The sequence below is a fragment of the Mycobacterium sp. RTGN4 genome (genome assembly GCF_033804635.1).
Taxonomy (GTDB): domain Bacteria; phylum Actinomycetota; class Actinomycetes; order Mycobacteriales; family Mycobacteriaceae; genus Mycobacterium.
In genome coordinates this window covers 200380-226684 of sequence record NZ_JAPZLB010000007.1, presented here as the reverse complement: position 1 = coordinate 226684, position 26305 = coordinate 200380, and the positions used below count along the sequence as shown (strand labels likewise).

General features: G+C 66.6%; 24 protein-coding genes. 9 read left to right on the top strand and 15 right to left on the bottom strand.

All coding sequences use genetic code 11. From position 1 onward, the window contains the following. Positions 1-92 precede the first annotated feature (92 nt). Complete coding sequence (locus SLQ30_RS17260; protein WP_319447321.1) at positions 93-230, top strand: hypothetical protein; 138 nt, start codon at positions 93-95, stop codon at positions 228-230. Here the strand turns inward: SLQ30_RS17260 and SLQ30_RS17255 are convergent. After that, entirely contained in the window at positions 200-1246 is a 1047-nt protein-coding gene (locus SLQ30_RS17255; RefSeq protein ID WP_319447096.1) for a putative nucleotidyltransferase substrate binding domain-containing protein, read from the bottom strand. The two genes, SLQ30_RS17260 and SLQ30_RS17255, sit on opposite strands and share 31 nt — an antisense overlap. 125 nt (positions 1247-1371) lie before the next feature. Here SLQ30_RS17255 and SLQ30_RS17250 point away from each other — a divergent pair, with 125 nt between their 5' ends. Both SLQ30_RS17250 and SLQ30_RS17245 read left to right on the top strand, forming a co-directional pair. Then, on the top strand, positions 1372-2904 hold the full coding sequence (locus SLQ30_RS17250; RefSeq protein ID WP_319447097.1) for an amino acid permease: 1533 nt from the start codon (positions 1372-1374) through the stop codon (positions 2902-2904). Between the two features lie 69 nt (positions 2905-2973). Continuing rightward, entirely contained in the window at positions 2974-3726 is a 753-nt protein-coding gene (locus SLQ30_RS17245) for a sulfite exporter TauE/SafE family protein (protein ID WP_319447098.1), read from the top strand. Between the two features lie 4 nt (positions 3727-3730). Here the strand turns inward: SLQ30_RS17245 and SLQ30_RS17240 are convergent, their stop codons facing one another. Then, positions 3731-4795 carry a phosphotransferase family protein gene (locus SLQ30_RS17240; protein ID WP_319447099.1) on the bottom strand — a complete coding sequence of 355 codons (1065 nt, stop codon included), beginning with the start codon at positions 4793-4795 and terminating at the stop codon, positions 3731-3733. A 43-nt stretch (positions 4796-4838) separates the two neighbouring features. Further along, on the bottom strand, positions 4839-5645 hold the full coding sequence (locus SLQ30_RS17235; protein WP_319447100.1) for a class I SAM-dependent methyltransferase: 807 nt from the start codon (positions 5643-5645) through the stop codon (positions 4839-4841). A 102-nt stretch (positions 5646-5747) separates the two neighbouring features. On the opposite strand from SLQ30_RS17235, the gene SLQ30_RS17230 reads away from it, so the two are divergent. Together SLQ30_RS17230 and SLQ30_RS17225 are read left to right on the top strand one after the other, a co-directional pair. After that, complete coding sequence (locus SLQ30_RS17230) at positions 5748-7001, top strand: M23 family metallopeptidase (protein ID WP_319447101.1); 1254 nt, start codon at positions 5748-5750, stop codon at positions 6999-7001. A gap of 37 nt (positions 7002-7038) precedes the next feature. Further along, the gene (locus tag SLQ30_RS17225) at positions 7039-7713 is read left to right on the top strand and encodes a helix-turn-helix domain-containing protein (RefSeq protein ID WP_319447102.1); all 675 of its coding nucleotides are present in this window, start codon (positions 7039-7041) and stop codon (positions 7711-7713) included. A 10-nt stretch (positions 7714-7723) separates the two neighbouring features. Here the strand turns inward: SLQ30_RS17225 and SLQ30_RS17220 are convergent, their stop codons facing one another. The 3 genes from SLQ30_RS17220 to SLQ30_RS17210 all read right to left on the bottom strand — a co-directional run bounded on the left by SLQ30_RS17220 (position 7724) and on the right by SLQ30_RS17210 (position 11720). Next, positions 7724-9088 (bottom strand): neutral zinc metallopeptidase, encoded by a 1365-nt coding sequence (locus SLQ30_RS17220; protein WP_319447103.1) that lies wholly within the window; start codon positions 9086-9088, stop codon positions 7724-7726. Positions 9089-9141: 53 nt separating this feature from the next. Beyond that, positions 9142-10878, bottom strand: coding sequence for a ubiquinone-dependent pyruvate dehydrogenase (gene poxB, locus SLQ30_RS17215; protein ID WP_319447104.1), 1737 nt, complete (start codon positions 10876-10878; stop codon positions 9142-9144). A gap of 74 nt (positions 10879-10952) precedes the next feature. Continuing rightward, on the bottom strand, positions 10953-11720 hold the full coding sequence (locus SLQ30_RS17210; protein WP_319447105.1) for an SDR family NAD(P)-dependent oxidoreductase: 768 nt from the start codon (positions 11718-11720) through the stop codon (positions 10953-10955). A 113-nt stretch (positions 11721-11833) separates the two neighbouring features. On the opposite strand from SLQ30_RS17210, the gene SLQ30_RS17205 reads away from it, so the two are divergent. Next, a complete protein-coding gene (locus SLQ30_RS17205) occupies positions 11834-13375 on the top strand; it encodes a molybdopterin-dependent oxidoreductase (RefSeq protein WP_319447106.1) in 1542 nt (513 codons plus the stop codon). Between the two features lie 6 nt (positions 13376-13381). Here SLQ30_RS17205 and SLQ30_RS17200 read toward each other — a convergent pair whose 3' ends face one another. Both SLQ30_RS17200 and SLQ30_RS17195 read right to left on the bottom strand, forming a co-directional pair. Next, on the bottom strand, positions 13382-14392 hold the full coding sequence (locus SLQ30_RS17200) for a VWA domain-containing protein (RefSeq protein ID WP_319447107.1): 1011 nt from the start codon (positions 14390-14392) through the stop codon (positions 13382-13384). Next, positions 14389-15393: a VWA domain-containing protein gene (locus SLQ30_RS17195; RefSeq protein WP_319447108.1), complete on the bottom strand. Its 1005-nt coding sequence runs from the start codon at positions 15391-15393 to the stop codon at positions 14389-14391. The genes SLQ30_RS17200 and SLQ30_RS17195 overlap by 4 nt, the downstream gene beginning before the upstream one ends. A 279-nt stretch (positions 15394-15672) precedes the next feature. On the opposite strand from SLQ30_RS17195, the gene SLQ30_RS17190 reads away from it, so the two are divergent. Continuing rightward, a complete protein-coding gene (locus SLQ30_RS17190; protein ID WP_319447109.1) occupies positions 15673-17214 on the top strand; it encodes an ATP-dependent DNA ligase in 1542 nt (513 codons plus the stop codon). A 4-nt stretch (positions 17215-17218) separates the two neighbouring features. On the opposite strand, the gene SLQ30_RS17185 is transcribed toward SLQ30_RS17190, so the two are convergent. The 4 genes from SLQ30_RS17185 to SLQ30_RS17170 all read right to left on the bottom strand — a co-directional run bounded on the left by SLQ30_RS17185 (position 17219) and on the right by SLQ30_RS17170 (position 21859). Then, complete coding sequence (locus SLQ30_RS17185) at positions 17219-18595, bottom strand: MFS transporter (protein ID WP_319447110.1); 1377 nt, start codon at positions 18593-18595, stop codon at positions 17219-17221. Between the two features lie 90 nt (positions 18596-18685). Further along, positions 18686-19921, bottom strand: a complete 1236-nt coding sequence (locus SLQ30_RS17180) for a cytochrome P450 (protein WP_319447111.1) — start codon at positions 19919-19921, stop codon at positions 18686-18688. Then, positions 19918-20781: an SDR family oxidoreductase gene (locus tag SLQ30_RS17175; protein WP_319447112.1), complete on the bottom strand. Its 864-nt coding sequence runs from the start codon at positions 20779-20781 to the stop codon at positions 19918-19920. The genes SLQ30_RS17180 and SLQ30_RS17175 overlap by 4 nt, the downstream gene beginning before the upstream one ends. A 10-nt stretch (positions 20782-20791) precedes the next feature. Beyond that, on the bottom strand, positions 20792-21859 hold the full coding sequence (locus SLQ30_RS17170) for an LLM class F420-dependent oxidoreductase (RefSeq protein ID WP_319447113.1): 1068 nt from the start codon (positions 21857-21859) through the stop codon (positions 20792-20794). Positions 21860-21953: 94 nt separating this feature from the next. Between SLQ30_RS17170 and SLQ30_RS17165 the strand changes: the two genes are divergently transcribed. Further along, the gene (locus SLQ30_RS17165; protein WP_319447114.1) at positions 21954-23450 is read left to right on the top strand and encodes an acyl-CoA carboxylase subunit beta; all 1497 of its coding nucleotides are present in this window, start codon (positions 21954-21956) and stop codon (positions 23448-23450) included. Then, on the top strand, positions 23447-23836 hold the full coding sequence (locus SLQ30_RS17160) for a lipocalin-like domain-containing protein (protein ID WP_319447115.1): 390 nt from the start codon (positions 23447-23449) through the stop codon (positions 23834-23836). The genes SLQ30_RS17165 and SLQ30_RS17160 overlap by 4 nt, the downstream gene beginning before the upstream one ends. On the opposite strand, the gene SLQ30_RS17155 is transcribed toward SLQ30_RS17160, so the two are convergent. Genes SLQ30_RS17155 through SLQ30_RS17145 form a run of 3 tightly spaced genes read right to left on the bottom strand, consistent with a single transcriptional unit; the run spans position 23833 to position 26296 of the window. Further along, on the bottom strand, positions 23833-24876 hold the full coding sequence (locus SLQ30_RS17155; RefSeq protein WP_319447116.1) for a TIGR03857 family LLM class F420-dependent oxidoreductase: 1044 nt from the start codon (positions 24874-24876) through the stop codon (positions 23833-23835). The two genes, SLQ30_RS17160 and SLQ30_RS17155, sit on opposite strands and share 4 nt — an antisense overlap. Beyond that, positions 24873-25247, bottom strand: a complete 375-nt coding sequence (locus tag SLQ30_RS17150) for a nuclear transport factor 2 family protein (protein ID WP_319447302.1) — start codon at positions 25245-25247, stop codon at positions 24873-24875. The genes SLQ30_RS17155 and SLQ30_RS17150 overlap by 4 nt, the downstream gene beginning before the upstream one ends. Before the next feature lie 5 nt (positions 25248-25252). Next, complete coding sequence (locus SLQ30_RS17145) at positions 25253-26296, bottom strand: phosphotransferase (RefSeq protein ID WP_319447117.1); 1044 nt, start codon at positions 26294-26296, stop codon at positions 25253-25255. Between the last annotated feature and the right edge of the window lie 9 nt (positions 26297-26305).

Here is a 26305-nt window from a genome sequence, read left to right as displayed (position 1 = left end):
GCGCGACGCAGCCCCGGACGCCGACGGGGTCGCTGCGGCGGTGGGTGCCGGATGCGAAAGGTTGCCAAGTAGTCGGCGAACGTGATCCGCTCGTGCACCAGGTCGTTGAGCGCGGCGACGTGTTCGTCGGTGGGCGCCCAGCCCTCCAGGCGCTCGGCGGCCAGGGTCTGGGCGACGGCCTGTGCGAGGCGATCCTGGGTCAGCGGAAGGCCGATGTCGACGCCAGGTAGTTCAGCTTGCGACTGATGCCTGCCACTTCGTGGGCGACGTTGCGCAGTGCCGCCCGTTCCTGAGGGGCGAGTTCCGACAGCGACACCACGTCGGAGGTTCGGCGCCCCTCGAGGAACGCGGCCGCGCGCACCCGCCAGCGGAATCGCAAGAGCCATTCGAAGCAGTCCCGCAGGCTGGACACGTCGTCGGGATCGAGCACCTTGGCGGTCGCCGCGTCAAGTCGCGCGCACGTCGACAGCGCATCCGATCCGACCGAGACCGCCGCCCACCGGGCGATCTTGACGACCGGATCCACCGCGGCCAGCTTGAGGTCGACGGTGTCGGATTGCGTGGCGAACATCCGCAATCGCGACGGGATGCTCGCGCGCATCGACGTGGCGTCCTGCAGCATCGCCTGCCGGATCGGGTAGCTGGGTCGTGCCGCAGCCACGGTTTGCGCGCGCAGGACGTCCTCGGCCAGGCCGCCCGATACGCCCGTCGAGTCCGCCATCAGACCGGCCATCACCACACCGCGGTCCTCGCGTGGGTCGGCGGTCCAGCGCCGGATGCCGTCCGACCAACTGCTAGTACGCCTGCAGAACCGCGGCCTGCTGGCCAGTACTCCGTTGGCGTCACCGAGTATTCCGCAGCGTTCCAGTAGCGCGTGGACGTCGGCCGCACGGCTCAGTAGCGCGGTCTTGGCGTCGTCGTCGACGGCGTCGCCGAGCGCGACCATGGTCTCGACGTCGGAGCCCGGAGCGGCCTCCCCGCGTGCGACGCTTCCGGAGACGAACCACGTCCAGTCCGCGGGTCCGGCCAGCCGGACGGCGGCGGCCACCCCGTGCCGCAGCACCTCGGACCACACACCGGCCAGCGCGCCCGCGGGGGTGTTGGCCCGCAGTTCGGCGGCGACGGCCGCCAGCGCCGCATCCATTCCAGCGCGCAAAAGTGCTTCATCGCTGGCAGCATCAAGATCTCCGATGGTCGCGGCGATCTTCCGAGCCGTCTCCCGATCGGACGGCAGCTCGCTGGACATACGGATGATTGTCACCCGCCAGCGGCCTGGTCACACAGTCGTGACAGCTACGAAATGCGCGCAACATCAACTGCCGCTATTTTCTATCGCACGACAGGTATTTCCTTCACGTACCAGGAGCACACATGACAGCCACCGTCGATCCGGCGATCTCGTCCGAGGAGGACGCGTCGACTCTGGAAGAGCTCGGCTATACCCAGGAATTGCACCGCGGCATCGGCGGTTACGCCGCCTTCGCGTCCGGCTTCTCCTTTGTCTCGATCCTCACCACCGTGTTCGCGTTCTTCCCGCTCGGCTTCTCGCTCGGCGGACCGGCCTTCTTCTGGACCTGGCCGATCGTCTTCGTCTGCCAGTTCTGCGTGTGTCTGGTCTTCGCCGAACTGTCCGGAAAGTTCCCGGTCGCGGGCGCCATCTACCAGTGGTCGCGCCGCCTTGCCGGTAACGCGGTCGGCTGGTTCGCCGGCTGGTTCATGCTGGTCGGCTACATCGTGTCGATCGCCGCGCTGGCCATCGCCATGCAGACCGTGCTGCCGCCGATCTGGGGCGGCTTTCAGATCATCGGCGACGACATGGATCCCCTGTCGATCAGCGGAGCCGAGAATGGCATCGTCCTCGGCTCGATCACGATCGTGCTCTGCACCATCATCAGCGCGGCAGGCGTGAAGTTCATGGGCCGCATCACGGTCACCGGCGTCACGATCGAGATCATCGGCGTGTTCCTGATCATCGGCGCGATGTTCATCAACGCCCACCGGAATCCGATCGAGGCGGTGGCCAACTCCGGCGACCACGGCACCGGACTTGGCTACCTGCCCGCATTCCTGGCCTCGATGTTGATGGCCGCCTACGTCATGTATGGATTCGACAGCGCCGCAGAGCTTTCCGAGGAGACCAGAGATCCGCGCCGGACAGCCCCCAAGGCCATCGTCAACGCCCTGCTGGTGTCGTTCGTCGGCGGCGGGCTGATGATCCTCGCGGCCCTGATGTCAGCACCCAATCTTGGCGACGACCTGTCCACCGGCGGCATGGCGTGGATCATCGAGAGCCAGCTGTCCACCTGGCTCGGCAAGACGCTGCTGGCCCTGGTGGCAGTGGCGATGTTCTCGGCCACCCTCGCCATCCAGGCCTCGGCCTCGCGGGTGATGTTCTCGATGGCCCGCGACAACCGGCTGCCCTTGGGCAAGTTCCTGTCCAAGGTGAACAAGCGCACCGGCACCCCTGTCATCACCGGTATCGCGGTCAGCACGCTGGCAATCCTGGTGCTGCTGGTCAACATCGGTCAGTCCAGTGTGTTCCTCGCCATCGCCAGCGTCTCGGTGGTCATCGTCTACATCGCCTACCTGATGGTGACCGTGCCCGCCCTGATCCATCGACTGCGCGGCACCAGCCTGTCCTACGGACCGCCGGTGATGGACCTCGGCAAGTGGGGCATCCCGGTGAACCTCGTCGCCGTGGTGATGGGTGGCCTGCTGGTGATCAACATCGGTTGGCCACGCGCCGAGGTGTACGACCCCGCGGGCGGCTCCTGGTTCCTGCAGTACTTCGCACCGATCTTCGTGGCGTTCACGCTGATCGTCGGGTACCTGGCGTATCGCGTCGTGAAGGACCGCGACGGCGCCCCCGACCCGGCCGACGCTCTGGTCGGCAAGAAGAAGTAGCGATTTCGGCGTGGGCGGTTGCGGTGACCGCAACTGGCCACGCCGAAGTCACGCCGTAGCCTTGCCGCAGTGACGGTCTGGGATTGGGCGCTGCTGTTCGCCGCTGGCATCGGAGGCGGCTTGGCAGGCAGCATCGCCGGGCTGGCGTCGGTGACCACGTACCCCGCCCTCCTGCTGGTGGGGCTCAGCCCGGTGGCCGCCAACGTCACCAACACAATCGCCTTGGTGTTCAACGGCATTGGCTCGGTCTGGGGTTCACTGCCCGAATTGAAACCTCAGCGCGTCAGGCTCGTACGGCTGGTGCCGGCCGGTGTGGTCGGCGGCGCGGCGGGCGCGGCACTGCTGTTGTCGATCCCCGCAGAAGGTTTCGAGAAGGTCGTGCCGGTGTTGATCGCGGTGTCGGCAGTGCTGATCGCGCTACCCCAGCGCCAGCGCGCGGCGGGCACCAGTCGCAGCACTGCACAGCGCATCGTCGAGGCCGTCGCCGTGCTCGCCATCTGCGTCTACGGCGGGTTCTTCGGGGCCGCAGCGGGCGTGCTGTTGCTCGCACTGTTCCTGCGCACGGGAAGCGCGTCGCTTGCCGATGCGAATGCGACCAAGAACGTCGTACTCGGGATCGCGAATGCCGTTGCCGCCATTGTCTTCATCGTCCTGACGCCCGTACATTGGCTCGCCGTGGTACCGCTGGGCATCGGGTGCTTGATTGGCTCCAGACTCGGGCCGGTGATCGTCCGACACGCCCCGACCACTCCCCTTCGGCTGGCGATCGCCGTCGGCGGGATGGCGCTGGCGATCAAGCTTGGATTCGACGCCTACCGCTGATCGGTTAGCCGAACGGGTTGTCCCCCTTGGTCACCCGGGTGCCCAGATCGATCAACGATGTCGCCGAGGCGTGCAGGCGCTGGCCGGCTTCCCAGCTCGCCTGCCCGGCTAGGTATCGCGACCAGGTGCCCTCGATGACGATGCCGAGCTTGAAGCAGGCCAACGCCACGTACCAGTCCAGCGCGGGCGCCGGGCGTCCACCCGCAGCCGTGTAGGCCTCGAGTAGTTCGGCCCGGCTGGCGAGGCCGCCGAGTGCGGCCAACTCCGAACCGGCGTCGATGGTGTTGGGCTCGGTCGGCCAGCACACCATCATCCAGCCGAGGTCGAGCAGCGGATCACCGATCGTGCACATCTCCCAGTCGATGAAGGCGGCGAGCTCCGGGCGGTCGCGCCGCAAGAGCACATTGTTCAGATGGGCATCGCCGTGCATGATGCCGGGCTCGCCATCGGGTGGCCTGTTGGTCTCCAACCATTCGGCCAACTCGGTGACCGCAGGCAGGGACTCGGGTTCGTAGGATTCGTGTCGATAGCTCTCGAGCAAGCCCAGAAACTGCGGAACCTGCCGTGCCAGAAAGGATCCCGGCCGTCGAATCGCCGCGAGCGGACTACCCTCCCACTCGACCTCACCCAGCCGGGCCAGGCACGCGACGTACGCCAGTCCGACGTCGTGCCGCATCTGCGCGTTGTCGACGTACGCCTGCGCCAGCTCGCTGCCAGGGTTGAAACCGTCGACCTCTTCCATCAGGTAGAACACCACGCCGAGCACGTCGAGGTCCTCGCATCCGGCGATGAACCCCGGATGCGGCACCGACGTCTCCGCCAGCGTGCGAAGCACCGCGATCTCGCGCAGCATCGTCTTATCACTGGTCGGCCTCGGGTGTTGCGGCGGTCGGCGCAGCACCATCGGACGGTCGTCGATGCGCAACCGCACCACGATGTTCTGGCTGCCACCGGTGAGCGGTTCGACGTCGGTAACCGTCGAGCCGAGCCGCTGCTCACGCGCCCAGCGCTGCAGCGCTTCCTGGTCGGGTTCGGTCAGGGTGGGCAGCGCGGACACGTCATCGGCCATGCCACATCGTTACCGGCTCACCGACCCTCGAGCAAGCGCAGGGTCAGCACACGTGCGCGGTCAGCAGCAGGTACTCCCAGCCGCTGGCAGACTCCTGGTCGCCAAGCTTGGCGATGTCGGCATCGAGGGCGGCCACCTTGTCGGGGTGATCGGCGATGCCGCGGTACGCCGCGATCGTCGGGCCGTAGAAGGCCTTGAAGTAGTCGCGGAACTCCGCGCCGTCGGCGAACCGGTCGACGGGAAGTTCACGACGTTGCATCACCACGTCGGTGACCCGGTCGCCGAGCAGCCCGAGCACGTGTTGCTCACTGCCCCACAGCGGCGGGGACTGAACTCCCGGAGGCGGCGCGGCGACGTACCGCTTCATGGTCGCGAACAGACGGCCGATGAATCCTTCTGGCGTCCAACTGGTCAGCCCGATCGTGCCGCCGGCCCTGCAGACTCGGACGAGTTCGTCGGCGGCCTGCTGGTGATGCGGGGCGAACATCACCCCGATGCACGACAGCACCGCGTCGAATTGGCCGTCGGAGAACGGCAACGCCTCGGCGTTGGCTTCCTGCCACTCCAGCGAAAGCCCACGCTGCGCCGAACTACTGCGGCCTAGCTCGAGCAGTTCCGGGCACAGGTCGCTGGCGATGACGCTGGCGCCCGCCGCGGCCGCGGGGAACGCGGCGTTCCCTGTCCCGGCCGCGACGTCGAGCACGCGGTCACCCGGGCCGACCCCGGTCGCATCCACCAGCACGGGGCCCAACGGAGCGACGATTTCATCGGCGATCGTGCGGTAGTCGCCGAGCGCCCACAGCGCACGGTGCTTCGCCTCGAGCTCACGATCTTGGATCACGGCGGTCATCTCTGCTCCTTCGTTCGTTTGGAACAGCGTCTCGCTGACCGTCGCGCTCAGCTAGTTCCAGATCTGTACCAGGAGTGGTTCTAGATCTGTACCGATCGTGTGATGATCACCGGGACGGGGACGACGAAGGAGCCCACGATTCGAACCACGCTGCTCGCGATCCTGAGCGCAATCGTGCTGATCGCCTGCGTCGGGTGCGGCGCCTCCGGCGACACTCCGACCACGGTTTCGCAGGGCGAGCCTGCCGCCAGCGCTCCGCCGCCCGACACACTCACACCGCTGCTCGGCTCCGTGCCCTTCGCGCCGGTACCGTTCGCCGGCTCCGACGGCAAGACCCATCTGGTCTATGAGCTGGCGGTCACCAACTTCACCGGCGCCCGGTTGGTGGTCGACGACGTGAAGGTCGTCGACGGTCAGTCGGGCCGCGTGGTCGGCGAACTTGCAGGCGCCCAACTTCGGGACCGGCTGCAGCCGGCTGGCAGCCGCGAAGGCGCCGATCACCTCGAACCCGGTCAGGCCGGGACCATCTTCATCCACCTCGTCACCGACGCCGGGTCGGTGCCCGCGACCATCGCCCACGAGGTCGCGGTGACGAGTGCCGCGATGCCACCCGGCAGTAACCAGCTGACGGAGCGGCTGGCCACGACGAAGGTCGACGAGCGCACGCTCCCCGTCCTGTCGGCCCCGTTGCGTGGCGAGCGCTACGTCGCCGCCGACGCCTGCTGCGACGCCGTCCGCCACACCCGCGCCGTGCTGCCGGTCAACGGAGCGACGTTCCTCGCGCAGCGATACGCGATCGACTACGAGCAGGCCGACGCAGACAACCGGATCTTCATCGGCGATCCCCGAGATCCGGCCAGTTATGCGATCTTCGGCAAGGACGTGCTCGCCGTCGCGGACGGCACCGTCGTCGGCACCCGCAACGACTTGACGGAGCAGACGCCCGGCACGTATCCGACGAACATCCCGATCACCGAGGCCGACGGCAACTTCGTCGTGCTCGACATCGGCAACGGCTTCTACGTCAACTACGCCCACATGAAACCCGGCGGCGTCCGCCCGAAGCTCGGGGACAAGGTCAAGCGCGGCGACGTGATCGGCCTCGTCGGCAACACCGGCAATTCCGTTGCGCCGCACCTGCATTTACACGTCATGGACGGTCCCTCGCCGTTGGCATCGCAAGGCTTGCCCTATCTGTACGACCGCTTCGCGCTCACCGGCCAGGTCGCCAGCACCGCGGATTTCGACGCCTCCGAGGGCAAGGGCGTCCCGTTGGTGACAGTGCCTGGCGTCCACCCAGAAGCGCACACCGATCAATTGATCCTGGATCAGAACCTGGTCAGCTTCGCGCCATGACGGTGTAATGGACAGGTATCGAAACGGAGGTGAGGACATGACGGGATATGGCCAGTTCTGCCCGGTGTCCAAGGCCATGGAATTGCTCGACGAACGGTGGACGCTGCTGGTCGTCCGCGAACTGTTGTTGGGCAGCAAGCACTTCAACGAGCTGAGGCGGGGCGTGCCGAAGATGTCGCCGGCACTGCTGTCGAAACGGCTGAAGGCGCTGACCCGCGCCGGCGTGGTGGACCGCGTGGAGGTTGACGGCCGGACCGCCTATTCACTGACTCAGTGCGGCCAGGAGTTAGGTGAGGTCGTCGACGCCCTCGGGCGCTGGGGCGTGCGGTGGATCGGCGAACTCGGCGAGGAAGACCTCGACCCCCATCTTCTGCTGTGGGACATGCACCGCACCATCCCCATCGACGCGTGGCCGCGGACGCGCACCACGGTCGCGTTCCAACTCGACGGCGTGACGTCGAAGGCGTCGCGGTGGTGGCTCGTCGTCGCCGACGGCACCGCCGACGTCTGCGACTTCGACCCGGGCTACGACGTCGCAGGCACGGTGTGCACCAGTCTGCGCACGCTCACCCGTATCTGGCGAGGTGACGTCGGCTGGGCGCACGCCCTACTCGACGGCAGTGTCGCGGTGTCGGGTCCGTCCGATGTCCGGCGCGCCATCCCGACGTGGCTGGGGCAGGGCACCGCGGCCGCCGTACCTCGGCCGGCGTGAGGTACGGCCGCTAGGCCTGATAGTCCAGGCACGGTTTGGCGCCGTTGATGACGCCCTCGCGGAACGCCCGAGTGCGGTCGAATCCTGCGCCCTGGCGGTCGACGTCGCCGTCGCCGCGGAACAGCAGCAGCGCCTTGATGCCCTCGTCCAGATCACCCGGCGAGATGTGGTAGCTGCTCGTCTGTTCGCGATTGAACAGGATCACGCTGGCGGTGTATGCGCCGGCCAGACAGTCCCCGCGCAGCGTCGTCGTCTTCACGTCGGAAAGGTCGCCGCCCAGTCGATTCTGCGCTGCCAGCCCCCACTGCGTAGCGAGCAGCGTCGCCACCGCGTAGTCGCCACCCTGGTCGTAGATCTCGGGCATCCGCGCGACGTTGTCCCACCCGACGTAATCGTCTGGTACGCAATAGAACAACGCGTAGCCCTTGGCGGACTGGTCTCCACACATCGGCGGATTGTTCGGATCGAAGGGCTCGTCGGGCTTCAGCGGCTGCCAGGCCTTCCCTTCGGTCAACTCGGGGAAGACCTGCGTCCAGTAGTCCTCAAGGTCGTAGGGCACGCCGTTGACGATCGAGTCGTACGGCGCGTTCCCCTCGCTCGCCGCGTCCCGTTCGTCGTTGAAGGGCAGTTCGAGCACCACCGGCTCGCCGTCCTTGTAGTCCTTGCACTTCTCCACGCCATTGTCATAGCCCTCCTGAAACGCGCTGACCCGGTCGAACCCGCTGCCATGCGCGGACGGGTCTTGCACGTTGGTGCCCGGGCTGTCGCGCAGGTCGAGGATGCCGGCGAGCGACCTGTCGAGATCGGCGGCATTCACCTCGAATACGCCATCGTCCTGGGCATGTCGTGACCATCCGCCAGCGAAGCAGTCCGCCTGCAGCTCTGAACTGACGGTCAACTGGTTCTGGTCGAAGAACCCCGAGCGCTGCTGGACGGCGTGGCCGAACTCGTGCGCGAGCACGATGGGGATGACGAAGTCGCCGTACTTCTTCTTCAGCTCCGGCAGCAAGCCGGTGGAGTCCCAGGCGACCGAGTCGTCGAGCTTGCAGTAGAACGCGTTTCCTGCGACGTCGTCGTAGCTGGACGCGCAGGCCGGCCCGGACTCCGAATCGGGTGTCAGAGCGTAGAGCCCACCCTCCACGGGCTTGTAGTCCTCCTTGTACAGCTCGGGGAACTTGTCCTTCCAAAACGCCTGCAGGTCGGCGATGGCCTCGATGGCCAGCTTGTTCACCGGGGTGTCCGGGTCACCCTCGATCTTGATGTTGCTGGTGTCGGGCTTGTTGGCCTTCGACTGTGGGGGCGCCGGTAGTTTGGGGCCGCCACAGCCCGCGATCAGTGCGACTACAGCAAACAATGTGAGGACGCTCTTGCGCATGAGGCAAGAGCGTAACTGGCGCACTCAGGTTCCGTGCGGCAACTGTTCAGGATTCAGTCGAGCAGCCTGCGCGCCACGTTGGTGGAGACGAGGTCGAGTAGCTCATCGGCGCGGCCCGCCAGGATCGTCCGGATCGCGTACAGGGAGAAGCCCTTCGCTTGCTCGGCCGTGATGGCCGGCGGGATGGACAACTCCTGGCGCGCGGTAACGACGTCGACCACCGCAGGGCCGTCGTGCGCGAACGCGTCGGTCAGGGCTTGTTCGAGCTCGGCGGGATGCTCGACGCGCCTGCCGAACAATCCCATCGCCCGCGCGACGGCACCGAAGTCGGGATTGGCGAGCTCGGTGCCGAAGTTGACGATGCCCGCCGCCTTCATCTCGAGCTCGACGAAGTTCAGCGAAGAGTTGTTGAACACGATGACCTTGACCGGTAACCGATTCTGACTGAGCGTGAGCAACTCTCCGAACGACATCGTGAGCCCACCGTCGCCCGCCAGCGCCACCACCTGCCGGTGCGGGAACGCCGTCTGGGCGCCGATGGCGAGCGGCACCGCGCAGGCCATGGTGCCGTGGTTGAACGAACCGATGAGCCTGCGACGACCGTTCATGGTCAGGTAGCGGGCCGCCCACACCACCGGCGAGCCGACGTCGACGGAGAACACCGTGTCGTCGGCGGCCAGCCGGTTCGCCAGTCCGGCAACGTATTCGGGGCGGATGGGGGTGCGATCACGATCGTTGACGGCCAGCCCGTCCAGCGTCTTGCGGGCCTTGGAGTAGTGCTGCAGCGACCGGTCCAGATGGGCGCGGTTGGTCTTCTGCACCAACATCGGCTCGAGCGCGGCCAGGGTGTCGGCCACAGTGCCGACCAGGCCGAGTTCAATGGGCGTGCGCCTGCCGAGGTTGCGGCCGCGGACGTCGACCTGGATCACGTGCCCATGCTCGGGATAGAACTGCCCATAGGGGAAGTCGGTGCCAAGCATCAGCAGCGCGTCGGATTCCTTGATCGCCTTGTAGCCGGAGGCGAACCCGAGCAACCCGGTCATGCCGACGTCGAACGGGTTGTCGTATTCGATGAACTCCTTGCCACGCAAGGCGTGCACGACGGGCGCATTCAGCGTGCCGGCCACCTGAATCAGCGCGTCGTGGGCACCTTCCACCCCGGCACCGCCGAGGATGGTGACGCGCTCGGCGGCGTTGAGGATATCGGCCGCGCTGCGCAGTGACGCGTCGTCGGGGCGGATCACCGACCGGGTGGGTTCGATGGGGCGGGCCAGCCAACCGGATTCCTCAGCCGGTGCCAGGAAGATCTCGCCGGGCAGCACCACGACGGCGACACCGTTCTCCTCGACGGCGGCGCGCATCGCCATCTCGAGGATGCGCGGCGCCATTTCGGGGGTGCTGACCAGTTCGCAGTAGACGCTGCACTCGCGGAACAACTCCTGCGGGTGCGTCTCCTGGAAGTACTGCGAGCCGATCTCGGTGCGCGGGATGTGCGCGGCGATCGCGAGCACCGGAACCCTGCTGCGGTTCGCGTCGAATAGCCCGTTGATGAGGTGCAGGTTGCCAGGGCCGCAACTGCCCGCGCAGACGGCCAGCTGACCTGTCAGCCCGGCGTCGGCGGCGGCCGCGAACGCCGCGTTCTCCTCATGCCGGACGTGCTGCCAGGTGATGTCATCGGAGCGCCGGATGGCGTCGGTGAACCCGTTGAGGCTGTCGCCGGGCAACCCGTAGACACGACGGACCCCGCTGCGCCCCAAGGCCGCGATGAGTTGGGTCGCAATCGTGGCCATGGGCGCCTCCCGAAGTAGTGATTTCGGCGCGCATTTCGGGGTTGAGCCCGGAAAAGCGCGCCGAAATCACTCTATTACTTGGGGGCGAAGCGCTGGCCCGCATCCAGTCGGAGGCATTGGCCGTTGAGCATCGGGTTGTCGACGATCGCGACGACCAGCTTGGCGTACTCCTCGGGCTTGCCGAGCCGCTTCGGGAACGCCGCGTCCTTGGTCAATGCGCTGGCGAACTCGTCGGGGATGCCCTTGGTAAGTCCGGTGGCGAACAGGCTCGGCGCGATGGCCAGCACCCTGATACCCAGGCTGCCGAGATCCCGAGCCATGGTCAGGCACATTCCGGCGATGCCTGCCTTCGACGCGGTGTAGGCCACCTGCCCGATCTGGCCCTCGAACGCGGCGATGGACGCCGTGTTGATGATGACGCCACGCTCCTCGGCGTCGTCGTCGACCGGTTCCTGCTTGCTCATCTGAAATGCCGCCAGTCGGCTGATGTTGAAGCTGCCGATCAGGTTGAGGTCAACCGTCTTGCGGAAGGAGTCCAGATCGTGCGGGCCGTCCTTCTTGATGGTGCGCTCACCGATGCCGCCGCCCGCGGTCGTCACGATGATGTGGAGCCCACCGAGCGCCTCGATCGCCTCGCCGAGCACCCGTTCTGTTCCGTCGAAGTCGGTCACGTCGACCTCGTGGAAGGCCGCGCCGACTTCGGCCGCAACGGCCTTGCCCTCGGACTGGGGCCGGTCGAGAATCGCCACGCTAGCACCGCGCGCGATCAGCGTCTCCACCGTCGCCCGTCCGAAGCCCGACGCACCGCCGACGACGATCGCCTTCTTCCCCGAGATCTCCATTTAGCTCCCTTTCCGCGGGCTTGCATTCCAAAATGAGGCCATACTGTAAAGCAACCTAGCCGACGTCAGTTTGCGGTAAGCCTTTCGGGTCCGGTTATCGGTACGTTGGCGGCATGGCCGAACCGGATGCCCGCGACCGCTCCGCGCTGGCCGGCGTCGCTGCCGCCGCGGTCGCGCTCGGCGTCGCCCAGTTGGTCGCCGTGCTGTTCGGGCCGGGCGCGGACTCGCGGACCGCCGTCGGCTCCGCAGTCATCGACCTGACGCCTGGTCCCGTCAAGGAATGGGCCATTCAGCTGTTCGGCACGTCGGACAAGCTGGCCCTGTCGATCGTGGTGCTCGCGGTGATCGCGGTGATCGCCGCGCTCACCGCCCAACGCGAAACGGGCCGAATACCGTTGGGCAGCATCGCGATAGTGCTCGCCGGGGTGGCAGGCAGCGCCGCCGTGCTCACCAGGACGGGTGGCACGTGGCCCGACGTCGTGCCGACGGTGGTCGGCACCGTGTGCGGTGTGGCGGTGTTACGTCTGCTGGTGTCGGGCCGGTTCACCAACCGCCCCGCCGCCGCAGACCCGGATGTCGTCCCGGATACCGGGCGTCGACTGACGATGATCACCGTCGGTTTCCTCACCGCCGGAGTGGCCAGCGGGGTGGCTGGCACAGTGCTCAATCGGCTGCGCTCGTCGGTCGCGGGCGACAGGAGCTCCTTCGCTCTGCCCCGCGCGATCAACGAGATCCCGCCGATTCCCCCGGCCGTGCAACCCGCCGGCGTCGCCCTGCCGCCGTTCGTCACGCCCAATGCCGACTTCTACCGGATCGACACGGCCCTGGCGGTGCCACAGGTCAGCCGGAACGACTGGCGCCTGAAGATCCACGGCATGGTGGATCGCGAACTCGACCTCGGGTTCGCGGACCTGGATCGCTTCGAAGTGGTCGAGCAGGTCGTCACGTTGACGTGCGTGTCCAACCCCGTCGGCGGCGACCTCGTCTCCAATGCCAAGTGGCGCGGCTACCGCGTCCGGGACCTGTTGGCGCAGGCTGGAATTCATCGCGATGCCGACATGGTGTTGTCGACCTCGATCGACGGCTTCACCGCGGGTACGCCGACCGAAGCACTGACCGATGACCGCGGCGCGCTGCTCGCCATCGGCATGAACGACGTACCGCTGCCCACCGAACACGGTTACCCGGCCCGACTCGTGGTGCCCGGCTTGTACGGGTACGTGTCGGCCACCAAGTGGATCGTCGACCTCGAACTGACCAGATTCGATCGAGCCCAGGCCTATTGGACGCGGCTGGGCTGGTCGCCACGTGGTCCCATCAAGACCGAGTCGCGCATCGACGTACCGCGCAGCGGCCAGGTCGTGCCCCGCGGTCCCGTCACCTTCGGAGGGGTGGCGTGGGCCCAGAATCGCGGTGTCCGTGCCGTGGAGCTCAGCATCGACGACGGCCCATGGGCGCCTGCCACGTTGGGTGCCGGCTATTCGAAGGACACCTGGCGGCTGTGGAGCTTCCCGTGGGAGGCTGACGCTCCAGGAACTCACGCGATCCGGGTGCGGGCCACCGACGAGACGGGCGCCGTGCAGACCGCTCAGCAGGCCGACGTCATTCCAGACGGTGCATCCGGCTGGCACGCGGTGTCCTTCGTCGTAAAGTAGTCGCCGTCAGACGGGGATTCGGCGATTCGTCAGTACCGAGGCGAGGATCGCCAGCGCCATCACCAGCGCGCCGATCCGCATCCACGCGGCACTTGCGTCGCCGCGGATGGTTTCGTATCCGATTTGCTGCTGCAGGGTGGAGTAGACGCGGTTCAACTCGTCGAGGCTGCCTGCGTGGAACGCTTGCCCACCGGATAGCTCGGTGATCTTCTGCAGCGTGGCGTCGTCGACGGGCACTGGCACCTGCTGCCCGTTGATCTCGACGCTGCCGTCTGGTGTGCCGAACGAGATCGTGGAGATTGCCACGCCCTGGTCCTTGGCGGCGCGGGCGGCCATGTACGCACCGCGCGGCGCATCGGGATTGCCCGGCACGTTCTCCGCCCCGTCCGATTCCAGCACGATGTGTGCGGGCGCCGGGGTGTCGCCGCCGCCCATCACTGCGCCGATACTCGCAATGGCCTGCAGCGCAGTGAAGATCCCCTCCCCCGTCGCGGTGCGTTCTTCGACGTGAAGTCCGCCGATCGCCGTCCGCATGGCGGCGCGGTTGGTCGTCGGCGACACCAGCAGCGTCGCGGTTCCCCCGAACGCGATCAGCCCCAGGTTGATGCCCGGCGTCAGCTCGTCGGTGAATTGCACGCCCGCTTCCTTGGCAGCATCCAAGCGGCTGGGCGCCACGTCGGTGGCCGACATGGACTCGGACACGTCGATCACCAACATCACGACGGCTCGATTGCGGGGAATCCGGACGTCGTGGGTGGGCCCAGCGAGCGCGATCGACAACACCACCAACGCGATCACCAACAGAATCGCGGGCACATGGCGCCATCGCTTGGTGCGCCCGCGCGGCGCGACCCTTTCCAACAGATCCATATTCGCGAACCGGAGCACCTTTCGCCTTCTGGCGAATTGGACGACGACGTATGCCCCGATCAGCCCCAGGATGACCACCAGGTAGAGGAAGTACCACCCATGGGCGAAGCCCGAAAGGGCAAGTGGGCCAAGCAATGGCACGTTCATGCGGGAAGCCGACGATTGATCGCCAAGGCGAGGATGGCGGCGACGGTCAGGGCGAGCATCGCCAGTCTCAGCCAGCCGTCGCTGGCGGGACCGGGCACGTTCTGATAGCCGATCTGCTGTTGAACCGATGCGTAGCTGCTGCTGAGTTGTTCGACGGTGCTCGCGGTGAAGGACTGGCCGCCCGACAAGTCCGCGATCTTCGCCATCGTGTCGGCGCCGACGGGGACCGCCATCCGCTGGTTGTCGAGGTCGACGTACCCGCCCTTGGTGCCGAACGCGATGGTCGACACGGGCACACCCTGGTCCTTGGCCACCCGCGCTGCGGTGTAGGCGCCCCGCGGTGCGTTGGGGTCGCTCGGCACGGTTTCGTCGCCGTCCGAGAGCACCACTATTCGCGCAGGGGGCGGCGGAGTGTCGCCGTCGCTACTCAGCACGGCTGCGACGGTGGCGATGGACTGCAGCGCGCTGAAGATGGCCTCACCGGTGGCCGTCTTGTCCTCCAGCCGCAGGTTGTTCAGTGCGCTCAACGTCTGCTGGTGATCGGGCGTCGGCGCAACCAGCAGATTCGCATTGCCCGCGAAGGACACCAGCCCAAGATTGATCCCAGGGGTCAGGCTGGCGGTGAACCGTTTGGCCGCGTCCTGCGCCGCCGCCAGCCGGCTGGGGTCCTCGTCGGTGGCACCCATCGACTGCGACACGTCGATGGCGAGCACGATGACGGCACGATTCCGCGGGATCCTGGTGTCGCGGGTCGGCCCGGCCAGGCCAACGGTCAACAACAGCAACCCGACGAGCATCAGACCCAGCGGAACGTGACGCCACCGCGACGGCCTAAGCGGAACCGATGACCCGACACCGACGAACCGTGTAATCCGACGCCTGCGAAGCACTTCGGCAACGACGTAGCCCACGAGCAGGCCCAGCGGCACCACGCCGAACAGCAACAGCCACGGAGCTTCAAAACCCGTCAAGCTGAGCACGCCGATCCCGGGTAACGTCACCGCCACGGCCTCGAGCGACGCATCACTGAATCAGTGTGGCGTACAAACCATTCCACCTGAGGTGCCGCTGCCATCTGCAGTTCCGCCGTGCGCCGTTCGTCAATTGCAGGAGTGATGCATTCACTTGCAAGTGTGACAGCGTTGCCTGATCATCGGCTGCGAGCTTCCTTGGGTTTGGCGGGCTGGATCCGACGGCTACGGGGAGTCCGAGGCTGCGGTGATCGCCGAAGTGCTCGCCTCGCGCTGAGCCGTGTCGGACCTCCGTGCCAGGCTGATCGGGTGCTGCTTCTCGACGTCGCGACGGTGTCCGACGAGGTCGGTGCGGTGTCGGCCCGCTCGGCCAAGACGCGCCTGCTCGCCGAACTGCTGACCGGAGCAGCCCAGGAGTCTGACCCTGCGCTGATCGCTCTGATCGTCTCCTGGCTCTCGGGCGAGCTTCCGCAGCGCCAGATCGGCGTCGGCTGGGCGGCGCTGCGCGCGCTGCCACCTGCCGCCGATACGGCCACCCTGACCGTGCACGGTGTCGACAGCGCGTTCACCGAGCTCGGGGACGTGGCGGGCGAGGGTTCGCGGGCTCGTCGCTCCGAGTTGCTCTCGGCGGTGTTCGGCGCCGCCACCGACGTCGAGCAGGCCTTTCTTCGCCGGCTGCTCGGTGGGGAGCTCCGCCAGGGCGCGCTCGTCGGCGTCATGGCCGATGCCGTCGCCGCCGCGTCAGGACTGCCCTCCACCGGAGTGCGCCGCGCCGCGATGTTGGGCGGCAACCTGCCTGCGGTGGCCGCCGCGGCGTTGACCGGAGGTCAGTCGGCCCTCGCCGAGTTCACGCTCGTGGTCGGCCGTCCGGTCGGGCCGATGCTCGCGCAAACCTCGACCGGGGTTGCCGATGCGCTCGAAAAGCTGGGCGGCACTGCCATTTTCGAAGCCAAGCTCGACGGCGCGCGTGTCCAAATCCACCGTGAAGACGACGCGGTGTCGATCTACACCCGCAGCCTCGATGACGTCACCGACCGCCTGCCCGAGGTGGTCGAGGCCGCCCTTGCCCTGCCGGTGACCACCCTGATCGCCGACGCCGAGGCCATCGCGCTCCGTGAAGACGGTCGGCCGCACAGGTTTCAGGTGACCTCGTCGCGGTTCGGAAGGCGCGCGGGCCGAGACGCCCTACAGGCGCCGCTTTCGGTGTTCTTCTTCGACGTGCTGCACGTCGACGGCACCGACCTGTTGGACCTGCCGACCACCCAACGCCTGGCCCGGCTCGACGCGATCGTGCCAGCGGCCCAGCGCGTCAGTCGCGTCGTCACCTCCAGCGCGGCCGAGGCCTCGACATTCCTGGGCGAGACGCTGGCCGCGGGGCACGAGGGCGTGATGGCGAAGTCACCGTCTGCGCCCTATGAGGCAGGCCGGCGCGGTGCGGGCTGGCTCAAGGTCAAACCGGTGCACACGCTGGACCTGGTGGTGCTCGCCGTGGAGTGGGGCTCGGGCAGGCGTACCGGCAAGCTGTCCAACATCCACCTCGGTGCCCGCGACGCGGCGACCGGCGCGTTCGTCATGCTCGGCAAGACGTTCAAGGGCATGACCGATGAGGTGCTCGCGTGGCAGACCGCGCGCTTCACCGAACTCGCCGACGGTCCAACGGACGGTTACGTGGTCCGGGTGCGGCCGGAGCAGGTGGTCGAGATCGCGTTCGACGGAGTCCAGGGCTCGACGCGGTACCCGGGCGGCATGGCGCTGCGATTCGCACGCGTAGTGCGCTACCGCGACGACAAGGGGCCGGCCGAGGCCGACACCATCGCGACCGTGCGCGCGCTGTACGAACGCAGCGAATGACCCGCTAGCGCACCACGTCCGACGTCTCTATGTCGTCCAGCGAGGCGTCCTTGGTTTCCCGCATGACCAGGATCGCGATGAAGCTCAATGTCGCCGCGAGGAAGAGGTACAGCCCGACCCAGCCGACGCCGTAGGACGTCGCCAGCCAGGTGGCGATGAACGGCGCCACTGCGGCACCCAAGATGCTGGCGACGTTGTACGAGATGCCCGATCCGGTGTACCGCACATTCGTCGGGAACAGTTCGGGCAGGACGGCGCTCATGGGGCCAAAGGTGAAGCCCATCAACGTCATTCCAATCACCAGGAAGATCAGCATCGTGGTGTGCGAGGTGGTGCCGGCAGCAAGCATCGGGCCGAATAGCCCCCCGTAGGCCATGATGCCCACGGTGACGACCAGGAGCGTGCGTCGGCGGCCGAAGCGGTCGGAGATCAATCCGGAGAGCGGCAACGTCGCAGCGAAGAACACCACGGCGATCAGCTGCAGTTGCAGGAAGTCGACGTAGGCGAAGCCGAGGCCCTTTCCGTCCGGCGGCCGCTTCCCCGTGCCATAGCTCAGTGCCCACGTCGTCACGATGTAGAAGATCGTGTAGGTCGCCAACATCACGAACGTGCCAACGATCAACTGACGCCAACTGGATCGGAACACTTCGGCCACTGGCGTTTTCACCTTTTCGCCTCGTTCTACGGCGCGTTTGAAAACCGGCGTCTCCGCGATGCGCAACCGCACGTAGAGCCCGATCGCCACCATCACCGCGCTCAGCAGGAACGGGATTCGCCATCCCCACGTCAGGAACGCCCCGTCCAGATCTGGTTTCACGTTGCTGTGTCCGAGCCACAGAAGCAGCAGGATGAACAGCCCGTTGGCCAGAAAGAAGCCGAATGGCGCTCCGAGTTGCGGCCACATGGCGGCCCAGCCGCGTTTACCGGGCTTGGCGGTCTCGGTGGCCAGCAGCGCCGCACCGCTCCACTCGCCGCCCAGCGCCAAGCCTTGGGAGAAGCGCATGATCGCGAGCAACGCGGGTGCCAGAAGTCCGACCTGTGAGTAGGTCGGCAACAACCCGATCGCAAACGTCGCGATGCCCATCAACGAGAGCGAGGCGACCAGTGTGGTCTTCCTGCCGATGCGATCGCCGAAGTGGCCGAACAGCACCGACCCCACCGGACGGGCGACGAACGCGAGCCCGAAGGTGGCCAGCGAGGCCAGCAGCGCGGTCGTCGGGTCGCCCTTGGGGAAGAAGAGGTGTGGAAACACCGAGACGGCCGCGGTGGCATAGATGTAGAAGTCGTAGAACTCGATGGTGGTGCCCACCATCGACGCGATCACGATGCGCCGTCGGGGAACTCCCCCGATCAGATCGCCGTCCGCCAGTTGGTTGCTCATTCTCACGCCTCCCTGCCAGCCTTTGGCAAGGTGCCATCATGCCAGGGGTCAGGCGGTTCGGAGCCACGTACGCGGACCTGGGCGTGCAGGTCACCCCAGCGAGTAGCGGATCGGCAGGTGCTTGAGCCCGCCCACGAACGTGGTGGCCACGTACGCGGCGGGTCCGGCGAGCTCGACGGACTTCAGCCGCGGCAGCAGCGCAGAGAAGAAGCTGTTGATCTCCAACCGGGCCAGCGCGGCGCCCAGGCAGAAGTGGACGCCGTACCCGAAGGCTATGTGCTTGTTCGGATCTCGGCCCACGTCGAAGCTGAAGGGGTCGACAAACACCTCGTCGTCGCGGTTGCCGGACACGTACGACAGCAGCACCGATTCTCCCGCGGCGATCTTCACGCCGCGAATCTCGTAGTCCCGCTGCGCGGTACGCATGAACTCCTTCACCGGCGTCGTCCAGCGGATCATCTCCTCGACCGCCAACGGCATGAGGCTGGAGTCGTTTTGCAGCCGCGCCAACTGATCGGGGTGCTCCAGCAGCGCATGCATGCCGCCGGAGATGCTCGCGCTCGACGTGTCGTGGCCGGCCGCGGCGATGATCGCGTAGTACGACACCGTCTCGATGTCGGACAGCGGCTCACCGTTGATCGTCGCATTGGCGATCGTCGAGCCAAGATCGTCGGCCGGATTCGCACGACGGTTCGCCGTCAATTCGGTGAAGTACTGGAACATCTCGAGGAGCGCCGTCATCTGCTCCTCCTTACTGTCACCGCGCTGGAACTCCTTGTCATCGCTGCCGAACAATTCCTGCGTCCATCGCAACATGGAGGCGAAGTCGGCCTCCGGCACGCCAAGCAGCGTCATGATCATGTAGAGCGGGTAGTTGACCGCCACCTGTTGCACGAAGTCGCATTCCGGGCCTTCGGCCATCATCTTGTCGACGAACTGCGCGGCCAATTCGTCGGCGCGATCCTTCAACGCACGCATGGCCTTTGGCCGGAAGAAGTTGGTTCCGATCGCCCGGAAGTCGCGATGTTGCGGGTCGTCCATGTGGATGAGCGTCTTGATCCCGACGGCCGCCTGTTGCTCGTCAGCCTCCCTTGTGACCAACACCGGCCGCGGCGAGTTGGTGAACACGTCGTTGGCGCGCTCGATCTCCATGATGTCCGCGTGCTTGGTCACCGCCCAGAACGGCGCGTAGTCGTCCACGTCGACCCATGACACCGGCGCATGCGCGCGCAGATGGCTCAGCGCACGGTGTAGTTCAGCTTCGTCGGTGTAGGCCAACGGAGTCGCGAGTACCTTTGCAGCGTCGTCCATGATGGGCGTGCTCATGCTTCTGTCCCTTCCACTTCGAGACCCGTCGCATGTTGAGCGCGTTCCTCGTATGACTGCCTTACTCCGGAATCGAAGTCCAGGAAGACCCGGTCGCTACCCGTGCGCCGCTGCACCCACCTCCGACCGCGGGGGCCGAGCATCGCAATCACCGTGAGCGGCAACCGGACTGCGCTGGGCACCGACACGTGCGTCTTCGGCTTGTCGAGCACCTTCACGATGGCCGCCGCGATGTCCTCGGGTTCGACGGGCTTGTTGGCGGCTACCGGTTTGGTGCCGCTGATCAGTTCGGTGTTGGTGAACGGCGGCATGACAACGGAGACCTCGACGCCCTGCGGGGCGAACTCGTCGGCAAGCGCCGTGGACAACCCCACGACGGCGAACTTCGTTCCCGCATAGACCACTTGGCCCGGTACGGCCATGACGCCCGCCAGTGATGCGACGTTGACGATGTGTCCGCTGCGTCGGCGCACCATCTCGGGCAACACCTTCCGGCAGCCGGTGAGTACGCCGGAGAAGTTGACCTCGATGGACGTGCGGATCGCCTCGTCGGTCTGCTCGAGGAAGTGACCGATGGGCATCACCCCCGCGTTGTTGATCAACACGTCGACGTGTCCGGCCCCGTCGGTGCGAGCCTTGTCGAGGAAGGCGCCGAACGACTCCGGGTCGGTGACGTCGAGCGGGTGTCCCGAGGCCATCCCGAGTTCGGAAAGGGCTGCGACGGCGGATTCGAGCTTCGCCACGTCGCGGTCGCCGATCACCACCCGGGCTCCCCGTGCCAGCAATGCCTTCGCCGTCGCGTAGCCGATGCCGCGCGCAGCCCCGGTGATGACGATGGTCTTGCCACTGATCCTGTCCACTCCAGCCCTCCTAGCCATGCGCACGCACTTCGTCGAGCACCGCGGCGACGGTGTCCTCATCGATCCCTGCGGGGAACGCAGGCAACACCCGGTCGATCGCGCCATCGCAGCGCTCGCGCAAGGCCTTCGCGAGCACGGGCAGCGGCGCAACGACCGCGAACGCGGCGAGCACGTCGTCGTCGACGAGGTCGCCCATGGCGTCCCACTGGCCCTGTTTCGAGAGCCGGTGCAGCTCGGTGTGCAGGTCGCCCCAGCCGTGGAGGTCGAGCACCTTGCGGTAGGCGGGGGTCGATCCGTAGAAGGCGAGTTGCTTGCGCACCCCGACGGCGGCGCGCGCCATCGCCTCCTCGGTGTCCCCGGTGACGATGAACACCGGGCAGGCCACCTGAACGTCGGCGCGGTCCCGGCCGGCGCGCTCGAGGCCCGCCATCAATGCGGGCGTGGTGACCTCGTCGGCGTAGCGCTTGGTCGTGAACGCGTGGGCGATCAGACCGTCGGCCGACTCACCGCACAGCTCGGTCATCGCCTCGCCCACCGCCGCGATGAACACCTTGGGAAAACCACATGACAACGGTTCCGGAGTGAACATCGGCGTCATGAGCGTGTGCGTGTAGAAGTCGCCATCGAATCGAAGCCGAGTGCCGTCCTGCCAACACGTCCAGATAGCCCGCAGCGCTCCGACGAACTCCCGCATGCGCCGCACCGGATGACTCCACGGCATGCTGAACCGTCGCTCGATGTGCGGCTGAATCTGGGATCCGAGGCCGAGGTTGAACCGGCCGTTCGAATACGCCTGCAGGTCCCATCCGAGATTGGCTACCGTCATCGGGCTGCGCGCGAATGCCACTGCGATGCTGGTGCCGACCTCCAGCTGGGTCGAATGCTCCGCCGCGAGCAACAAGGGAAGGAAGGGGTCGTGGTCGAGCTCGCCGGTCCAACACCCGTCGTAACCTTGGCGCTCAAGGACACTCGCCACCTCGGGGACCCGCGAGAGCTCGCTGGGGATGCCCCTGTCGACCTTCAGCCGTCCGGCCGTGTCAGCCGACAATTGACCGCACGGCAGACCGGCCCTCGTCACCGTTACCCATGTGGCAGACGCTACAGTAAGCACTTCAGTATGGTCAACGCCCCGAGGCGCGACGCGCCGTCAGCCGAGCTGTGAGGATGGATGCATGACGAAGTCCGACGACTGGCAGGGCACGCTCGACGATCTCGAGCAGCGACGCCTGCGCACCTGGGCGATGGGCGGCGACGAGCGACTGGCCAAGCACCACGGCAAGGGCAAGCTCGACGCCAGAGCGCGCATCGACCGGCTAGTCGACAAGGGTTCGTTCCGCGAACTGGGCACCCTCGTCGGCGGCGAGATCGCCGCCGACGGGATCGTGGTCGGCTCCGGCGCGATCAACGGAACCCCCGTGATGGTCGGCGCCGAGGACTTCACCACCCTGGCCGGCAGCATCGGGCCAGGAGGCAACTCCAAGCGTTACCGCATCGCGGAACTCGCTCTGCGGGACCGCATCCCGCTGGTGATGATGCTGGAGGGCGCCGGCTTCCGCCCGACCGGCGGGCACTACGGACGCACCCCGACCGATCTGCTGTCGCAAGCCAATTGCTCGGGCAAGATTCCCACCGTCGCTGCGGTGCTCGGCCCTTCGGCGGGCCACGGCGCGCTCGTCGCGCCGGTGTGCGACTTCCGGATCATGAGCAGCCAGGGCGCGATCTTCACGGCAGGCCCGCCCGTGGTGAAGGAGTCGACCGGTGAGGAGATCACCAAGGAGGACCTGGGCGGGCCAGGGGTCGCGGCAGTCAGCGGCGTGATCCACAACGTCTGCGACACCGATGAAACAGTGATCGACGACATCAAGCGCTACCTGTCGTACTTCCCGGCCAGCGCGTGGTCCTATCCGCCCCAGCGACTGGCCGACGAAGCGTGCGCGCCGCGGCCGACACCCGAACTGCTCGACATCGTCTCGCGCGACAACAAGCGCGTCTACGACATGCGCAAGGTGCTCGACGTGGTATTCGACGACCCGGACTGGTTCGAGGTGCAGCCCAAGTACGGCCGGGCCATCATCTGCGCGCTGGCTCATCTGGGCGGTCATCCGGTGGCCGTCGTCGCCAACCAACCGCAGGTGATGGCCGGCTCGATCGATGCGGACGCCGCGGACAAGGCCGCCCACTTCATCCTGGTGGCCGACTCGTTCCACCTGCCCATCATCTTTCTCGCCGACAATCCGGGCATGATGCCCGGCAGCCGCTCGGAGCGCAGCGGCGTATTGCGCGCGGGGGCAAGGATGTTCGCCGCGCAGACCGCGGCCACCACCTTGAAGCTGCACGTGACCCTACGGAAGGCCTACGGCTTCGGGTCGATGGTGATGTCGTTGTTGGGCTTCGACAATCAGGGGGCGACGTACGCCTACCCAGGCGCCACGATGGGTGCGATGAGTGCGGCCGCACTCAGTCGGGCGACGCACGCGGAGGAAGACGTGAGCGCCAAGTTGCGCGACGCCGAACTGCAGGCGTCGTACCGCTCTGCTGAGCATCTCGGATTCGACGAACTGATCGATCCTCGTGAGACGCGTGACGCACTGCTGGCGGGCCTCCAACGCGGGCTCTTCAGCAGACAGGCGGCGGCGGAACCGGTGAGCCGAACCGTCATCCTGCCGTGAGCCTGCGCGAGAAGCTCTGCGGCGCCTGGAATCTGGAGTCGTTCGTCGCCCGCGACGTCGGCACCGGACTGGAGTCGCATCCATTGGGGCTCACACCGCGGGGGCTGATCACCTATACCCCCGACGGCCACATGTCGGCTCAGCTGTCACGCTCCGACATGAGTGAATACATCGCGTATGGAGGCGGCTTCGGTGTCGACGAGCGCACCGCGACCGTGCAACACGAGGTCACGATGGCGACGATGCCGGAGTTGTTGGCGGCGCCTCAGTTCCGGCACGCCGAGGTGGATGGTGACCGACTGGTGTTGTCGGCCGAGGTCACCGACAGCGACGGCACGGCGTCGCGCAGCACGTTGGTGTGGCTTCGCGCTCGCCCGTCCGACTAGCCGACGGACGCGCGGTACGCGGTAACGATCGGCTCGAGTTCGTCAGGGGTGGCGCCGTGCATGATCAATGCGTCGGCGCCGTAGTCGAACTCCTTGCGGATGCGGTCCACGCACTGCTGCGCCGACCCGGTGGCCGATGGCTCCAGCCATTCGTCCGGGATGAGCGTGGCGATGTGCTCGATCTGCTCGGCGGTGGCCTTGTGGTCGATGCCGCCTGCGATCGACTGCACCACCGAGTCGCTCCGGAAGCGTTGCAGCACTGAGTTATCCCAGCCGTTCGTGTTGACCAGCAGGTCGCCATAACCCTGCAGATAGGTGGCCAGCCTCGCGACGGTCTTCTTCAGCCGAAGTTCCTCGGGCAGGTGGTCGCCGACGGTGGCGAAACACGACCAGACCTTGACGTCGTCGGGATTGCGCCCCGCCTGCTCCGCGGCGTCCTTGACGGTCTTGACTGCCCGCTGCAGCGTCTCGGGCGTGAAGTAGGTGTGAAGGATGACGTCGTCGAACTCGCGACCGCCGAGCGCCAGCGTCTGCGGGCCGAACGCCACGATGGCCAGCCTGATGTCCTCGTTGAAGTCGGGATCCAGGAACAGCAACTGGTACTTGCCAATCGGCCCGTCGTGACCGAAGATCAGCTCACCGTGCCAGAGCCTGCGCATCACCTGCGCGAAGTCCTCCATCTGGGCAGTCGTCACCGCGGGCACGCCGAACGCTCCGTACATGGCCGCTACCCCTCGGCCGATGCCGAGCGTGAAGCGCCCGTTGGACAACCGGTGCATGGTGGTCGCGTACGACCCGGTGATCAAGGGGTGACGAGTGTTGTGATTCGTTGCGGCCGTGGCGATCTGCATGCGGTTGGTGACGGCGCACGCCGCACCGGTCAGCGATGACGCCTCCTTGACGTTCCACCGCTCGGAGATGAACGCGGTGCCGAAGCCAAGTTCCTCGCCGCGGCGGGCCTCGTCCATCAACCCGGCAGGCCCCTCACCGCCTGCCCCGGCCAGCAGGTAGTAACCCAGCTCATCCAGTACGCGTGTCATGCCCAGACCCCTTGCTTGTAGCCACAATTCCAGACTTCGGTAATTCTGCCGTCGACCACACGGAAGATCTCCATACTCCCGACGGTCGTCTCGGTTCCATCCTTTAGCTTCATCGGCGACTGATACACGATCGCCACGTGCTCCCCGTCGTCACCGGCGACCACGAGGTTCAGGTCGAATCGGATCGTCTCGAACATGTCCCAGTGGTCCACGATGCGCGCCACGGCCTGCTCGTGCGTCAGCACCGTCGCCTCTCCCACCTCATGCCGCGTCACCGTCTCGCCCATCAACTCCTCGGCGAGTGCGAAGTCACGTTCGTTCCAGACGACGAGGTTGTACGCCTCCACCACCTCACGCGCGGTGCGGGTCACGGCGGTCATACGAATACCTCCAGGGCGTTGATCTCGTCGATGGTCGCCACTGCCCGCTCGACCAGCTTGAGACATAGTGCGCGGGAGCGTTCGGGCATGGCGTCCCAGCCCACCAGGGTGATGACGGGAAGGACGATCAGGTAGGCCACTGCAAACCGGTAATGCCGCCAGGCCTCGTCGAATTCGTAGTCGGTGACTCCACGCTCGCGCAGCCGTTCAAGGTACTCGCGAACCAGCGCCTCATCGTGTCCTCGCCGCACGTCGGTGGGCAGCCCCTGGCTGACCAGATAACCGATGTCGGCGGCACCCGCACCATGGGCAGCGAACTGAAAGTCGACCACCTTCAATCGATCCCCGTCGAAGAACATGTTGTCGGCTCTGATGTCACCGTGCAGGAGCATGGACCGTTCACTCAAGGCATCGAGGGCTTGGGGCGCCAGTTCGGCGAATCGCTCGGCGTATCGGGCGACCGCGGGCGGCACGGGTGTCACCGAGTGGTCGAGGTAGACCTGCCAACCCATGGCGAATACGGGCAAGAACACGTCGCGGGCGATCGGAGTATCGATGCTCGGAAAGTCATCGGGCACTTCGGCGTCAGTCATCGACCAGGCATGCAGACCCGCGAGCTGCTCGATGCATACGCGGGTCCGATGCATCGACAGGCCGGCCAGGTGATCGGCGTTTTCCCAGCCTTGGAGGTCTTCCATGACCAGGACGAAGTCGACCGAATCTTGCGCCATGCGTGCGACATAGACGTGAGGCGTCGCCATCGGTGCGCGGTCCGCGACCTTCTGGTAGAACGCCAGTTCTCGCCGGTAGCCGCCCAGCATGTCCATGGCCCCGCGCGCCTCGGACTGTGCTGCCAACTTGACGATCACGGTGCCGGGCACGCCCACCCCGGTCAGTTGCAGGCGGTACAGCAACGACGAGAAGCCGCTGTCCTGCGCGATCTGCTCCGCACGGACCTCGTCGACGCGTGTGCCAAGCGCCTCGCTGAGCCAAGGCGCCGTGACGTCCTCGATTCCCGACGGCACGGTAGCGGTTGGCACCGAGGCTCT